At 69.7% G+C, this 13,900-nt stretch carries 11 protein-coding genes; 8 read left to right on the top strand and 3 right to left on the bottom strand.

The window, feature by feature from the left end; translation table 11 throughout:
• Positions 1 to 225: 225 nt before the first annotated feature.
• From RYH80_RS14345 to RYH80_RS14335, 3 genes are all read left to right on the top strand, one after another.
• Positions 226 to 3,630 carry an oligosaccharyl transferase, archaeosortase A system-associated gene (locus tag RYH80_RS14345; RefSeq protein ID WP_370904575.1) on the top strand — a complete coding sequence of 1,135 codons (3,405 nt, stop codon included), beginning with the start codon at positions 226 to 228 and terminating at the stop codon, positions 3,628 to 3,630.
• Positions 3,631 to 3,814: 184 nt separating this feature from the next.
• Positions 3,815 to 4,711, top strand: a complete 897-nt coding sequence (locus RYH80_RS14340; protein ID WP_370904737.1) for a DUF368 domain-containing protein — start codon at positions 3,815 to 3,817, stop codon at positions 4,709 to 4,711.
• Between the two features lie 119 nt (positions 4,712 to 4,830).
• The gene (locus tag RYH80_RS14335) at positions 4,831 to 5,247 is read left to right on the top strand and encodes a DUF371 domain-containing protein (RefSeq protein ID WP_370904574.1); all 417 of its coding nucleotides are present in this window, start codon (positions 4,831 to 4,833) and stop codon (positions 5,245 to 5,247) included.
• 129 nt (positions 5,248 to 5,376) lie between these two features.
• On the opposite strand, the gene RYH80_RS14330 is transcribed toward RYH80_RS14335, so the two are convergent.
• Positions 5,377 to 5,664, bottom strand: coding sequence for a hypothetical protein (locus tag RYH80_RS14330; protein ID WP_370904573.1), 288 nt, complete (start codon positions 5,662 to 5,664; stop codon positions 5,377 to 5,379).
• 259 nt (positions 5,665 to 5,923) lie between these two features.
• On the opposite strand from RYH80_RS14330, the gene RYH80_RS14325 reads away from it, so the two are divergent.
• Positions 5,924 to 6,118, top strand: coding sequence for a cold-shock protein (locus tag RYH80_RS14325; protein WP_370904572.1), 195 nt, complete (start codon positions 5,924 to 5,926; stop codon positions 6,116 to 6,118).
• A gap of 438 nt (positions 6,119 to 6,556) precedes the next feature.
• Complete coding sequence (locus tag RYH80_RS14320) at positions 6,557 to 7,333, top strand: SDR family NAD(P)-dependent oxidoreductase (RefSeq protein ID WP_370904571.1); 777 nt, start codon at positions 6,557 to 6,559, stop codon at positions 7,331 to 7,333.
• 83 nt (positions 7,334 to 7,416) lie between these two features.
• Here RYH80_RS14320 and RYH80_RS14315 read toward each other — a convergent pair whose 3' ends face one another.
• Complete coding sequence (locus tag RYH80_RS14315) at positions 7,417 to 9,516, bottom strand: ATP-dependent DNA helicase (RefSeq protein WP_370904736.1); 2,100 nt, start codon at positions 9,514 to 9,516, stop codon at positions 7,417 to 7,419.
• 163 nt (positions 9,517 to 9,679) lie between these two features.
• Between RYH80_RS14315 and RYH80_RS14310 the strand changes: the two genes are divergently transcribed.
• From RYH80_RS14310 to RYH80_RS14300, 3 genes are all read left to right on the top strand, one after another.
• A complete protein-coding gene (locus RYH80_RS14310) occupies positions 9,680 to 10,945 on the top strand; it encodes a PAS domain S-box protein (protein WP_370904570.1) in 1,266 nt (421 codons plus the stop codon).
• A 139-nt stretch (positions 10,946 to 11,084) separates the two neighbouring features.
• Positions 11,085 to 12,056 carry an Sjogren's syndrome/scleroderma autoantigen 1 family protein gene (locus RYH80_RS14305; RefSeq protein ID WP_370904569.1) on the top strand — a complete coding sequence of 324 codons (972 nt, stop codon included), beginning with the start codon at positions 11,085 to 11,087 and terminating at the stop codon, positions 12,054 to 12,056.
• A 116-nt stretch (positions 12,057 to 12,172) separates the two neighbouring features.
• Positions 12,173 to 12,568 carry a universal stress protein gene (locus tag RYH80_RS14300; RefSeq protein WP_370904568.1) on the top strand — a complete coding sequence of 132 codons (396 nt, stop codon included), beginning with the start codon at positions 12,173 to 12,175 and terminating at the stop codon, positions 12,566 to 12,568.
• A gap of 87 nt (positions 12,569 to 12,655) precedes the next feature.
• On the opposite strand, the gene RYH80_RS14295 is transcribed toward RYH80_RS14300, so the two are convergent.
• The gene (locus RYH80_RS14295) at positions 12,656 to 13,882 is read right to left on the bottom strand and encodes a mechanosensitive ion channel family protein (RefSeq protein ID WP_370904567.1); all 1,227 of its coding nucleotides are present in this window, start codon (positions 13,880 to 13,882) and stop codon (positions 12,656 to 12,658) included.
• Between the last annotated feature and the right edge of the window lie 18 nt (positions 13,883 to 13,900).

The following is a 13,900-nucleotide window of genomic DNA, read 5'->3' as shown; positions in this document are numbered from 1 at the left end:
GAGAGGGACGCGATCGAGCCCGGCTGGAGGCGACTCGGCGACCCGACTAGAGGCGTTTCGGAGACAGCTCGGCGACCCGACTAGAGGCGCTTCGGAGACGGCTCGGTGAGCCGTCTGGGTGGGATCGCGAGGGTCCCGCCGTCGGCCGATCTCGACGACTCGTTGCTCCTCGCCGTCGTACGGGAATAACAAGGCTTATTGCCGTTTTCGGGGTTCGTGGGGACAATGAGTCACAGTAGTGAGCGTGACGAGGGGTCCTCCTCGGTCTCCGACGAGACCGGGGCGGCGACCTCCGCGCTGGGAGCCGTCCGGGACCGGTTCGAGGTCCCGGTACTCCTGGTCGTCGTCGCCACGATGCTGTGGATACGGCTCCGTCCGTACTCCAACTACGTCCGAGGCGGTGAGGTCCTGTTCTCCGGGAACGACGCGTGGTACCACCTCCGCGAGGTCCGGTACGTCGTCAGACACTGGCCGTCCACGATGCCGTACGACCCGTGGACGAACTTCCCGCTGGGCACCTCCGTGGGACAGTTCGGGACACTGTACGACCAGATCGTCGCGACGGCCGCACTGATCGTCGGTCTCGGCTCCCCGTCGCCGGAGTTGGTGGCGAAGACACTCCTCGTCGCACCGGCGGTCGCGGGTGCGTTGACGGCCATCCCGGCGTACTTGGTCGCCAAGCGGCTCGCGGGGCGTGTGCCGGCACTGTTCGCCGCGGTCGTGTTGATGCTGTTGCCCGGGACGTTCCTCCAGCGGACGCTGGCCGGGTTCGCGGACCACAACGGCGTCGAGCCGCTGTTCCAGGTGACTGCAGTGTTCGCGACCGTCGTCGCGCTGGCCGTCGCGAGAGAGGACCGGCCGATCTGGGAGCTCGTCACGGCCCGCGAGTGGGGGGACCTGCGTCGCTCGACGACGTACAGTGTCCTCGCCGGGGTCGCGATGGCGGCGTACATCTACGCGTGGCCGCCCGGTGTCCTGCTGGTCGGTGTGTTCGGCGTGTTCGCCGTCCTCCAGGCGGTGTCGGACCACGCGAGCGGTCGGCCGCCGGAACACACCGGGTTCGTCGTCGCCGTCACGGGAGTCACGGTGGCGCTGCTCACGCTCGTCGGGATCGACACGACCTCGTTCTCCGCGACGAGGCTGAGTCTCCTCCAACCGGTCGTCGGGGTGAGTGTGGCGGTCGGCGGTGTCGGGCTCGCGTGGCTCTCCAGACAGTTCGAGGCGCGGACGTTCGACAACGAGTGGGCCGACGAGAACGGGTACGTCGCGACCGTCGCGGGTACCGCCGTCGTCGGTCTGATCGTCCTCGGTGTCGTCGACGCCGGGCCGCTGTCGAGTATCGAAGGGAACCTGCTCCGGATCGTCGGGTTCGGTGCCGGAGGGAACACCCTCACCATCGCCGAGGCACAGCCGTTCCTCGGGTCGCGTGCCGCACGGATCTTCGGCGACGTGGGCGTCGTCCTCCGGGAGTACGGGTTCGCGTTCCCGGCCGCGGTGATCGGCGCCGTCTGGACGTTGGTCGGGCCGATGTACCGACGCGGGGCGGGCCGTGACTACCGGTTCATCGGGTTCGCCGGACTGGCGACGCTCGTCGTGTTCGCCGGGAACTTCGGTCCGGTCCCGGACGTGTTCGGACTGATCGTCTCGCCGCTGGGCGTCGCGCCGGAACTGGCCGGCGTGTTCGTGATCGCCGGGATCGTGTTCGCGGCGGCGACGCGGATCCGGTACGAGCCGGAGACGCTGTTCGTCCTCGTGTGGGCGATCTTCATGACGATGGCGGCGTTCACGCAGAACCGATTCAACTACTACCTCGCGGTCGCCGTGGCGGTGTTCACGGCGCCGTTCGTCCGCGACGTGCTCGCGGTGGTCGACATCGACCTCGGGAGCGGACTCGAGGCACCCGACGTCGAGACGTACCAGGTGCTCACGGCGGTCGTCGTGCTCATGCTGGTTCTGGTCCCGGTGTTGGGCGTGTCGATGAACCTCGGTCCCCGGAACGCCCCGACACAGAACGCACTCCAGGCGAGCGAGGACGGGCCCGACGCGTCGACCGTCGTGTGGGGTCAGAGTCTCGAGTACCTCCAGGGGAACACCCCCGAGGAGGGGACCTTCGGCGACGCCGACGAGCCGATGGCGTTCTACGGGCAGTACGACAGGCCAGCCGACAGTGACTTCGACTACTCCGACGGGGCGTACGGCGTCCAGTCGTGGTGGGACTACGGTCACTGGATCACGATGCGTGGCGAGCGGATTCCCAACGCCAACCCGTTCCAGGAGGGGGCACGACAGGCGGCGAACTTCCTGCTGGCCCCCAACGAGTCGGCGGCCCGGGAGGCACTGCTCGAACGCGGCGAGGAGGGTGACCAGACGCGGTACGTGATGGTCGACTACAAGATGACGTCGGTCTTGTCGGGACAGAATCCGAAGTTCTCCGCGCCGGTCCAGTTCTACGACGCCGGGAACGTCTCGGCCGGCGACTTCTTCGCGACGGGTCCCAACGGTGGTGTCAAACAGATCCTCGCTCCGGCCAGCGGCCAACAGCGTGGCTTCCAGCGGATCGCACCGGACAGACGGCAGCGGTACTACGAGAGTACGATGGTCCGGCTGTACGCCTACCACGGGAGTCGTGCGGAGCCGACGATCCGTCGGCCGCTCGTCGGTGACCGGGTCGTCGTGTTCGACTACGACGTGATCCAGAGCCAGACTGGAGTCGAGTTCAAGAGCGTGCCGCGGAACGGCTCGGCGATCCAGACGTTCCGGAACCGGAGTGCGGCCGAGGCGTTCGTCGAGCGCGACGGGTCGGCTCGGATCGGTGGAATCGGACAGATTCCGCGCGAACCGGTGCCGGCACTGGAACACTACCGGCTCGTGAACGCGACGGCGACGACCGCGTTCGCCGACGGGCAGTACCGCGCCGACCAGCTCCGGGCAGCACGTGGACTGGGCGCCCGTCCGGGGACCCTCTTCAAGAACACGCCGTCGTGGGTGAAGACGTTCGAGCGTGTCCCCGGCGCGACCGTCACCGGGAGCGGTGCGGAACCCAACGAGACGGTGACCGCGGCGGTCAGGATGCGAATCCCCGGTGGGCAGGGACAGAACGCGACGACGTTCGTCTACCGGCAGCAGGCGACGGCGGACGCCGACGGTGAGTTCACGATGACGCTGCCGTACGCCACGACCGACTACGACGAGTTCGGTCCCGAGAACGGGTACACGAACGTCTCCGTCCGGGCGGCCGGTCCGTACCGGGTCGCCGGTGACCTGCGGACGAACGAGTCCGCCTACGTGCTCCAGAACGCCGCGATCTTGAACGTCTCCGAGGGCGACGTCAACGGCGCCGACGACGGCGAGGTGAGCGTCGAACTGTCGGAGACGGTCCGTCGCGCCCCCGAGGGTGCGACGACCGGGAGCGGTGACGAGTCCGCCGGCAACGAGACCGGTGGCAACGAGTCCGCCGCGCTGGGCGGTGCCGACGGCGTCTCCGTGCCGATGGACGGCTCCGCGGACGGCTCGGAGCGTTCGGCGGACGGCACAGACACGCGTGGCGACGGTGGCGTGTCCGACGACACGGCGGTACCAGACGCTCGTGTCCGCTCGGCAGACGTACTGTCGCGGGCGGTACGACAGTGAGACGATGACGAGTGACACGTCGCCCGACGGCGGGACTGGAGCGGCGGGAGTCGACGACGCCGAGTCGTCGGCCGTCGACGACACGACGCCGACTCACCCCGGTGGGACCGGATCGGAACCGTCGACAGAGGCGGTCGTCGAGGGCGACGTGTCGACGCCGGGAGCGTACCTCCGTGGGTTCGCGATGGGAACTGCGGACGGCGTTCCCGGCGTCTCCGGTGGGACCGTCGCACTCATCACGGGGATCTACGACCGGCTCGTCGCGGCGGTATCGGCGGTCGACCCGTCACTCGCACGTCGGCTACTCGCCGATCTCGGACGGGGACCGGACGCCCTCGTCGAGACACTCCGCGAGGCGGACGTGCCCTTCCTCCTGACGCTCGGTGCGGGACTCGTGACGGCCGTGTTGATCGTCGTTCCGTCGGTGAACACGGCGTTGACGACGGCGCCGGCGATCACGTTCGGCGCGTTCTTCGGGTTGATCGCCGCCTCCGTGTGGGTGCTCAGAGACGCCGTCGCAGTCGACGAGACGCGCGGTCTCGTCGCCTTCCTCGCCGCCGTCGCGATCGCCGGCGTCGCCTCGGGGAGTGCACGGGCGGCACTGAGCGGGTCGCTGCCCGCGACGTTCCTCGCCGGGGCGCTCGCGGTGAGCGCGATGCTGTTGCCCGGGATCTCCGGGTCGTTGATCCTCGTGATCATCGGGCAGTACGAGCGCATGTCGGGGGCGCTGAAGGAGCTGCTGACGGCGCTGTCGACGGTCGCGACCGGCGGGTCGGCACCCGAGTTGGGTCCGCTCGTCGTCACCGTCGCCGTATTCGTCGCGGGCGGGGTCGTCGGCCTCCTGTCGGTGGCGCGGGTGGTGCGGGCGGCGTTGGCTCGCGACCGGCGGACGACGACGACGTTCCTCGTCGGCCTGGTCGTGGGTGCGTTGCGTGCACCGGTCGCCGGGACGACGACCGCACTCGCGGAGGCCGGGCGGTCGTGGACGCCGACCGTCGTCGGCGCGTTCCTCGTCGCCGCCGCCGCCGGCGCCGTCGTCGTGCTGGCGTTGGACCGGCTCGCGGGTGACGTGGACATCTGACGCGGCGAAGTCCACCTCGTGTGGTGAGGGTCGAGTCCCGAAGTCCCGTGTGGCGAGTGTCGAGTCTCGATCCACGCCAGATCGGAGTACACTTCTCTCCGAGTCCACGAGAGGCGTGTGTGCGAGAAGTCGTGACGGCCACGGGACACGAACACGTCTCGGCGGCCCACGAGAGTACCTTCGAGGTGACGACGGACGACTGGCTCACGCCCGCAGGTGACTGTATCCTCGCGGTCGAGGCCGACCGCGCGCCGGCGTCGTTCGACGACGCGTTCGTCGCGGCGTGTCGCGACGCGTCGGCGACGATCACCGCGACGGTTCGCGTCGACGGCGAGACGTGGACGGCGACCGGTCGTGGCGACCCCGAGTTGACCTTCGAGAGCGAGCGGAGTCTGGTGTGTCGGACGAGCGAGTACGTCGACGACCGGACGGTGGTGGTCGACGCCGACGGTGCCGCGGCCGACCTCGACCGCGACCTCGCGACGGCGCTGGCCGACGGCGCGTCGCTGGAGTTCGTGTTGGCCGTCGAGGAGTGAGTCCGCGGTCTCGTGTCGTGTCCTCCCGTTCCAGGTCGTGTCTCCCGTCTCCGGTCGTGTCGTCCGTCGAGGAGTCAGTCGTCCACCTCGGGTCCCGCCGCCGACCGAGCGTCGCGCCGCTCGCGAGGGTCACAACAGGCCGAGGAACTGTGCAGCCACGAAGAGGCTGGCCGCGAGGAACCCGACCGCGAGGACGAGGAGGATCACGACGAACACCGCCAACACCGGCTTGTCCGCCGCACCGCCGACGAGTCGGTCGCCGATCGACGGCCGACTCGGGACGTCGTACTCTGGGTCGCCACTCGCCGTGTCTCGTCGACCGCCGGCGGCCGTCCCGGAGTCCGTCACCTCGGTCGCACTCCGGGGTCGCCCGTCCGTCGCGCCGCCTCCGTCGTCTCCGTCGGTCCCGTCACTCACCTGCGATCACGCTCGCAACGTCGGCGCGGCGACGACAAAAACTCGTGTGTTCTCCTCCCCCGTCGACGCCCGTCTGCCCGCTCGCGGCGACTCCGCGGTCGGTGCGGCTCGGACGGGCGTCCGGTCGACACGAGGACCGTTTCGGCCCCGAAGTGCCGAAATACTCGGTCTCGTCGGGGTGAGAACCGCGTATCTTCTCCCCCACCCACGCCCGCTCTTCGGAAGGCTTATACGTCCGTCCGGCGTCGGTGGAGTTGCAATGGCGACCGGAAAGGTTGACTTCTTCAACGACACTGGCGGCTACGGATTCATTTCGACTGAGGACTCGGACGAGGACGTGTTCTTCCACATGGAGGACGTCGGCGGTCCGGACCTCGAGGAAGGCCAGGAAGTCGAGTTCGAGATCGAGCAGGCGGAGAAGGGTCCGCGCGCGAAGGACCTCACCCGTCTGTAAGTCTGGAACACGACTCGCGGTATCGGGACACAACGACGTTCTCCGTCTCACGACGGGACCGGCTTCATTTCTGACACCCACGAGCGACGGCTCCGTAGTGGCGACGACACGACCACCGAGAGAGCGGACCGCGACGACTCGACGGTGACCGAGATGGACCGGTCGACAGTCACGACGACGCGGCGGTGACGGCGGGTTTAACTGCACCGCCCCTGGAGTCTCGGTACGGTGGCGATGACGAGCAGTTACCCCCGCCGAGCCCCGTCTGACGAGACGTTCCGACCGAGCCACCGTCTCGACACCACGACACCGCCGACCGACCGCTCTCGCGTACTCGGATGAGAACGGCACCGGGAGTGTAGGACCGACCTCGAACGACGTTATCGTTAGAGATAACTACCCGAAAAGCACAATACACGACCTCGGGTACTCCACCGCGTGTCGACGTTACTCGCGGATCGGACGGCAGTGGTGACGGGGGCGGCGAGTGGAATCGGTCGTGCCGTGGCGCGGCGGTTCGCCGAGGAGGGAGCCGACGTGGTCGTCGCGGACGTGCGGACGGAGCCGCGGCTCGACGGCCGACCCACACACGAACTGATCGCGGCGGAGACGGATCGGCGTGCGACACACGTCGACTGTGACGTGACCGACCTCGACGACGTGCGACGCGCCGTGGAGGCGGCCGACGAGTTCGGCGGCGTCGACACGCTGGTGAACAACGCCGGTGTGGCGGGGCCGATGGGGCCGTTCCACGAGGCGGATCCCGAGGCGTACCGCGCAGTCCGCAGCGTCGTGCTCGACGGGACGTTCTACGCCTCGAAGGTGGCGGCGAGCAAGATGGCGGCCGACGACACTTCGGGTGCGATCGTCAACGTCACCAGTGCGGCCGGGATGGAGGGGTACGGCGGCGTGACCCCCTACTCGGCCGCGAAGGGTGGCGTCAGGCTGCTCACCTACGGGATGGCGGCGGATCTGGGACCGGACGTGCGTGTCAACGCCGTCCACCCGGGGCTGACGGAGACTGCGATGTCCATCGAGGACTCGGGGATGATCGGGTCACCGGTCGAAGAGGAGTTCGTCGCCGACACGCCGCTCGACCGGGTGGGCCGTCCGGAGGACGTGGCCGACGCGGTCGTCTTCCTCGCCAGCGACATGGCCCGGTACGTCACCGGCGCCTCGCTGTTGGTCGACGGCGGGTTCACGAACACCGTCTGACTCGCGGTGGGCGCGGAGTCGGCGGTCCGACCGGGGGTTCCGTAGTCCAGCCACCGCGGTCGGGCGGTCACCCGACTTCGGCCTCACGGGTCGGGCGGCGAGCCGTCGTAGGCGTCGTGGTCGCCGTAGAAGTTCAACATCCCGAACCGCAGTTTCTCCGGGGCCACGTCCACGATCTCGGACGCCTCCTCCGGCGGGAACGTGTCGCGGACGGAGTACTCTCCCATGTCCGCGGTCGTGTACCGCTTGTCGAGCAGCAGTCGTACCCCGTAGTCCTCTGGCGAGCGGATGACGCGCCCCAGCGCCTGCCGCGTCTTGCGGATCGTCGGGATCTCGACGGCGTACTCCCAGCCGGCGTCGCGCGACCGCTCCGCGAACGCCCGGTCGTAGGCGTCTTGGACCGCCTCCATCCGCTCGGAGAGGTGTGGGTACGGCACCCCGACGACCGCGACGGTCCGGGCCGCGTCCCCGTCGAAGCTCACGCCCTCGGCGAGTGTCCCCCACAGCGAGGTGAACAGCGTCGCGTCCTCGTGAGAGACGAACCGACTGCGCAGGTCCTCCGTCCGCGTCCCCGGCTCGTCGAGCATGAGGCGACTCCCGACCGGCCCCCCCGACAGCAGTTCGTGGTACCGCTCGGCCTCCGCGTACGACGGGAAGAACAACAGCGAGTTGCCGGGCGTCATCCGCACGGCGTCGGCCAGCGTCGACGCGACCGTCTCCTGTGTGGCGGGGTCGTCCCGCTCGGAGGCGAACAGTGCCGGCGTCTGGACGGCGTACGTCCGGCGGTGTTCCGGCGGGTACGCGAGTTCGTACGCCAGGGTCGCCGGGGTGTCGAGGCCGAGTACGTCCTCGGTCACGTCGAACGGCCGCAGCGTCGCGGACATCAACACGGAGGCGTACACCTCGGAGAACAGCTCCTCCGTGACCTGTCGCGGGATACAGGTGTACAGCTCCGCGCGACCGTACACGTCGCCGGTGCCGGCGTCGCGCCGCACCGCCACCACCGGGTGTTGGCCGAGTTCGCCGCTGTCGTCCATCCACGAGGCGACGAACCCCGCCGCCTGGAGCAGGTGACACTCGCGCCGCGTCGCCGCCTCCCCGTCGCGGTACGCCTCCTCGTACTGTTCGTCGAGTCGCTTCCCGAGTTGCAGCGCGAGGTCACACTCGGCTCTGATCCCCCGGCCCTCGTAGCGGTCGAGGAACGCCAGCGTGAGATCGTCGCGACGACTCTCGTTGGCGACCGAGAGGTCGTGCCAGTCCTCCTCGACGCGCTCGCGTTCCCCGAACCCCAGGGCGTCGTCGTACGTCTCTCGCAGCGCCTCGGTGAACGCCGCCAACACGTTGCGGGCGGGCTCGGCACGCGAGTCGTCCGTCTCTTCGAGTTCGTCCAGTGCCGACTGGAGAGTGTTCTCCGTCAGCGTCCGCGTCGCGTGGTCGCGGGCGGCGTCCTCGACGTTGTGCGCCTCGTCGAAGACGGTGATCACCTGTTCCGGGTCGCGGTCGAGCCACCGGAAGAACTGCTCGCGGATCGTCGGGTCCAGCAGGTGGTGGTAGTTACACACCACCAGCTCCACGTCCTCCATCCCCTCCTTGAGCAGTTCGTAGCCGCAGAAGCCCCGTTCGCCGGCGTACTGGTAGATCTCGTCGGGGGTGCGCACGTCGTCGAACAGCCACGCGAAGAACTCGTCGGTGTTCGCCGTGAGGTTCTGCCGGTAGTAGTCACAGACGTTCGCCGCCTCCTCGTCGATGGTGTCCTCCAGTTGGTCGAGTTCCTCCGTGATCGCCTCGTACGCCTCCGCGGCCTCGTCGTCCCCCTCGCGCAGGCGGTCTTGGAGCTCCTCGGCGCGGTCCTCGAGCTGTTCGCGTTCCTCGCGGTCCTCGACGAGCGAGCGGGTGGTGTCGCGGAGCGTCTGACACTCCTGGTAGTCCACGTCGATGTGACACATCGAGGACTTCCCGCGGAACACGACGGCGTTGATCGGCTCGACGGCGTTGATCGCGCGGGCGTCCTCCACGAACTGCCGCATCTGCTGGTGGACGTTCGTCGTGATGACGACCGTGCGGTCCTCCTCGCGGGCGTGCTGGAGCGCGGGCACCAGCGCCGAGAGCGTCTTCCCGGTGCCGGGTGCCCCCTCGAACAGCACGTCCTGTCCGCGGGCGAGGGCGTTGCCGACCCGGTCCATCGCCTCCCGCTGGTTCGGGTACGGCTCCTCGTACGGGAAGAACCGCAGGTGGTCGTCTGTCGTCGCCACACCACCCGTTCGGCCCCGACGGTATGAAGGGTTGACGGCGCCCGCGTCCCCGAGACGACAATCGTTAACCGGGGCATCGTTTAGGCAGACCTAAATGTCGGATCACACCGGGCAACTCGTGGGGAACCTGTTCCGGGTGCTCTCCGAGGAGGGGTACACGGAGGCCCAACGCGCGCTGTTGGACGCCTACGACGCGCGGGCGACGGCCGACCGCGAGGCGTTGACCGACGACCTCCTCTCGGAGTTGGTCGCCGTGTTGCGCGAGGAGATCGACACGGCCGGACAGGTGTCGGTGTTGACGGAGGCGGTCGAACGACTGGTCACGCGGTTCGCGACGGTTGTGGAGACGGTCCCGGTCGCCATCGTCGTCGTCGACGGCGACGGTCGGATTCGCGTGTGGAACGACGGCGCACGGCGCCTGTTCGGGTGGTCGGACACGGAGATGCGCGGGGAGCGCTACCCGCAGGCGCTGGCCGTGTCGGACGAGCGGGTCGCGGACGGCGGGTCGGACGGCGACGCGAGCCCCGACGAGTTCCTCTCGCGGCTGGCGGCCGGCGAGCGCCTCCACGGCGTCGAGACCCGACACGTCCACGAGAACGGCGCCGTCCGCGACGTGCGCGTCTGGGGAGCGCCCGTCGAGACGGACGAGGGGTCGCTGGACGGGGCGGTGTTCGCCGTCAGCGACGTGACCGAGCGCCGGCAGCGCGAACAGCGACTCGCCGTGCTCAACCGCGTCCTCCGACACAACATCCGGACGGACGTGAACGTCGCTCGGGGGCGGTTGGCGATGCTGGCGGACGACCCGGCCGTCGACGACGAGCACGTGGCGGTGATCGAAGAACGGCTGTCGAACATCGTCGCCTTGAGCGACACCGCCCGTACCGTCGAACAGTTGGAGGGGGAGCCGGCGGAGTCGACGACGTTCGACCTCGCCGCGGTGGTGCGCGACCGCGTCGGGCGACACCGGGACGGCTGTCCGGCCGCCGAAGTGTCCGTCGACACGCCGGAGACGGTTCCCGTCGAGGCACACGACCTGTTGCCGTACGCGCTGGACAACGTCCTCGACAACGCGCTGGAACACAACGACACCGCGGAACCGCGAGTCGCCGTCGACGTGACGCGGGAGACCGCCGACGGGCGCGAGTGGGTGGTGGTCCACGTCGCCGACGACGGTCCGGGGTTGCCGGCGACGGAACGGCGCGTGCTCACAGCCGACACCGAGACGCCGCTGACACACAGCGACGGCCTCGGGTTGTGGCTCACCCGGTGGATCGTCCGGAGTTCCGACGGCGCGGTCGCCGTCGGCGACAGCGACCTCGGGGGGACACGGGTGTCGATCCGGCTCCCACCGAGCGGGTGAGTCGGCCGAGTCGACCGAGCGACTGTCGGTCACTCTGTCCGTCCGTCGGGGTCCATCGAGCGGACGAGCACCAGTCGTCCGGGCGCGAGACCAGTCGGTATCCAGTCGACTTTTCGCTCTCGCCCGTCTTCACGCGAGTATGAGCGACAGCGACGACGGTGACCGAGCCGACGACAGTGCCGACGACGGCTTCGACCGCGAGGCGGAGCGCCGCAAACTCGAGGAGAAGTACGGCGACGACGCCCAGAAGCGGGAGTCGACACAGCGGATGAGCGAACTCCTGCTGAAGGGCGCGACGATGACGAACAAGCACTGTGACACCTGTGGCGACCCACTGTTCCGCCAGAACGGCCAGGTGTTCTGTCCGAGCTGTTCCGCCGAGGGTGACGGCGCCGCCGCTGCCGCCGAGCAGGCGACGGGTGCCGACGAGACGACCGCGAACGGGGAGCGTGGGCAGACTGCGGACGACGGACGGGTCGCCTCCGGCGACGAGCGGGCGCCGGCGGCCGACGAACGATCCGCGGGGGAGGACCGCCAGACGGCGACCGAGAACCAGACGACACCGAACGACGTGCGTCGAGAGGCGACGCCGTCGAGTCGAGAGACGGGCGCCGCGACCACCGACGCCGAGACTGGCGACGCACAGCCCCCCGCCACACGTCGGGACGACACCCGACGGCCCGCCACGCGGGACGAACGGGCCACCCAGCCCGCGACACGGCGGGAGCGAACCACCGAGCCGACACCGCGGCGCGACCGGACCACGGAACCCGCGACACGGCGCGAGCGAACCACGGAACCCGCGACGCGACGCGAACAGACCACCGACCCTGCGACGCGACGCGAACAGACCACCGACCCTGCGACGCGACGCGACCGGACACGACAGCCGGACACGCGCGACGAACGGCCGGTCGCAGACGACGCGTCGGGCGCGCCGGGCACGGCGGAGCCGACACCGGGTGACCTGGCGGCCGCACGCGAGTCGCTGACCGCGGCGGTCGCGGAACACGCCAGACGCGGGGCCGCCGCGTCGGACCCGCGCGCCGCTCGCGACCACCTCGCGGCGGCACGCGAGGCGGCGGAGGCGCTGTCTGCCCTCCGGCGGTGACGTGTCGACGGCGGTGACGTGTCGGCGACGCCGCTTCGCGGCCGACGGGGGCGTGTCGCCGGGGACGACGCACCGACGGCGGTAGGTTCTTCTCTCCCGCGGCGTCTCTCGGAGGTATGGACCACGTCCTCGCGGCTATCGACGGATCGGACAACAGTATGCGGGCACTGGCGTTCGCCGCCGACCTGGCGGCGCGGTACGACGCCGAACTCCACGCCGTCCACGTCTCCGACGGCGAGACCGCCGCGACCGAGGAGATCTTCGACCGCGCTCGCGAGGTGCTCGCCGACAGCGACGTGACCGCGGAGGTGGAACTGCGCCAGACGACTGAGATGTCCGTCCGCAGCGCCCGCGCGGCCGCCAAGGAGCTGCTCGCCTACGTCGCAGACGAGCAGGTCGACCACGTGGTGATGGGCCACCACGGCGCCGGGCGCGTCGAGCGGGCGATGCTGGGTAGCGCCAGCGAGACCGTCGTCCGTGGCGCCACGGTCCCGGTCACCGTCGTCCCCTGACCCTCAGTTCCGGTCACGGTCGCCCCCTGACCCCCGGCGACGCGCACGGCCTGCGAGTCGCGGACTCGCAGCGAACGCCCTCCGTCCTCACTCCCCGGTACCGCCGTCGGTTGCGGGCGAGGCGTCGGCGGCCCCCTCCACGGGTCGCTCGTCTGCCTCTCGGTGCGCGCGTCGGACACGCAGTCCGTCCGTCTCCTCGCGGCCGAGGATCTCCCGCTGCGGGTAGGGGATCTTCACGCCGGCCTCGTCGAGCGCGGCCTTCACCTCGCGGACGACGGCGGCCTTCGCCATCGTCCGCCGGGCGGCGCTCGGGTGGTCGATCCAGAAGCGACACTCCAGGACGACCGCCGAGTCACCCAGCGACTTCGGGACCACCTGTGGCGTCGGGTTCTGGAGGATCGGCCGCACGTCGCCCAGCGCCTCGCTCACGACCTCCTCGGCGTACGCCACGTCCGCGTCGTAGTCGACACCCACGTCGACGGACAGGCGGAGTTGCCCGAGTCGCGTGCGGTTGGTGATCGTCGCGTTCGCGACCCGCTCGTTCGGGATGACGATCTCCTCGCCGTGTTGGTTGCGGACGCGGGTGTTGACGACGGTGATGTCGGAGACGATCCCCTCGTCCCCGTCGATCTCCACCCAGTCGCCCAACTCGAACGGCCGGGAGAACATCAACACGAAGCCGGCGATCAGCGACCCGAGCGTCGTCCGTGCGGCGGTCCCGACCACGATGCCGAGGAACCCAGCCCCGACGAGCAGCCCGTCGAGGTTCACCTCCCAGATCGTGAGCGCCCCGACGCCGGCCGCCAACAGCACGGACAACTGGAGCACGCGGAAGACGATCCCCTCCTGGTGTTCGTTGAGGGCGTCCGAGTCCGAGGCGTACTCCTCGAGCCACGCCTCCAACAGGTCGATTCCGATCAGTGCCCCGGCGACGACACCGAGCGTCGCGGCGGCGCGTGCCACCTTCGGCAACACGCCCGCGAGGAAGACGACGACCGCCGCCGCGACGCCGCCGAACCCCCAGACGACGAGCACGGCGAGCGTGACCGTCGTCACCAGCGCGAGTTGGACGAGTCTGACGACGAGCCGCGTCGGCACGCGCCAACTGAACTCCGAGACCTCCGCCGGAACGCGGTCGTGTTCGAGCACCCGCTCCGTGAGGAGTCGCCGCGCGAGCCTGACCGTCCGCGGGGCGAGGTACAGCGCCGTCGCACCCGCGGCCGACAACAACAGCACCGTGACGACGAGTCGTCCCTCGACGGAGACGACGGCCTCCAAGAAGGCCTGCGCGTCGTCGACGAGCGCGTAGAGCATACCAGTACACACCGACAC

This window comes from Halobaculum sp. MBLA0147 (assembly GCF_041361345.1).
Taxonomy (GTDB): Archaea; Halobacteriota; Halobacteria; order Halobacteriales; family Haloferacaceae; genus JAHENP01.
The sequence above is the reverse complement of the archived record's forward strand: the minus strand, read 5'-3'. Positions and strand labels throughout refer to the sequence as shown.

What these genes read in the sequence shown, in the direction of transcription:
- RYH80_RS14345 (WP_370904575.1), top strand. Translation starts at nt 226, where the DNA reads ATGAGTCACAGTAGTGAGCGTGACGAGGGGTCCTCCTCGGTCTCCGAC.
- RYH80_RS14340 (WP_370904737.1), top strand. Translation starts at nt 3,815, where the DNA reads ATGGGAACTGCGGACGGCGTTCCCGGCGTCTCCGGTGGGACCGTCGCA.
- RYH80_RS14325 (WP_370904572.1), top strand. Translation starts at nt 5,924, where the DNA reads ATGGCGACCGGAAAGGTTGACTTCTTCAACGACACTGGCGGCTACGGA.
- RYH80_RS14315 (WP_370904736.1), bottom strand. Translation starts at nt 9,516, where the DNA reads ATGGACCGGGTCGGCAACGCCCTCGCCCGCGGACAGGACGTGCTGTTC.
- RYH80_RS14310 (WP_370904570.1), top strand. Translation starts at nt 9,680, where the DNA reads ATGTCGGATCACACCGGGCAACTCGTGGGGAACCTGTTCCGGGTGCTC.
- RYH80_RS14305 (WP_370904569.1), top strand. Translation starts at nt 11,085, where the DNA reads ATGAGCGACAGCGACGACGGTGACCGAGCCGACGACAGTGCCGACGAC.
- RYH80_RS14300 (WP_370904568.1), top strand. Translation starts at nt 12,173, where the DNA reads ATGGACCACGTCCTCGCGGCTATCGACGGATCGGACAACAGTATGCGG.
- RYH80_RS14295 (WP_370904567.1), bottom strand. Translation starts at nt 13,882, where the DNA reads ATGCTCTACGCGCTCGTCGACGACGCGCAGGCCTTCTTGGAGGCCGTC.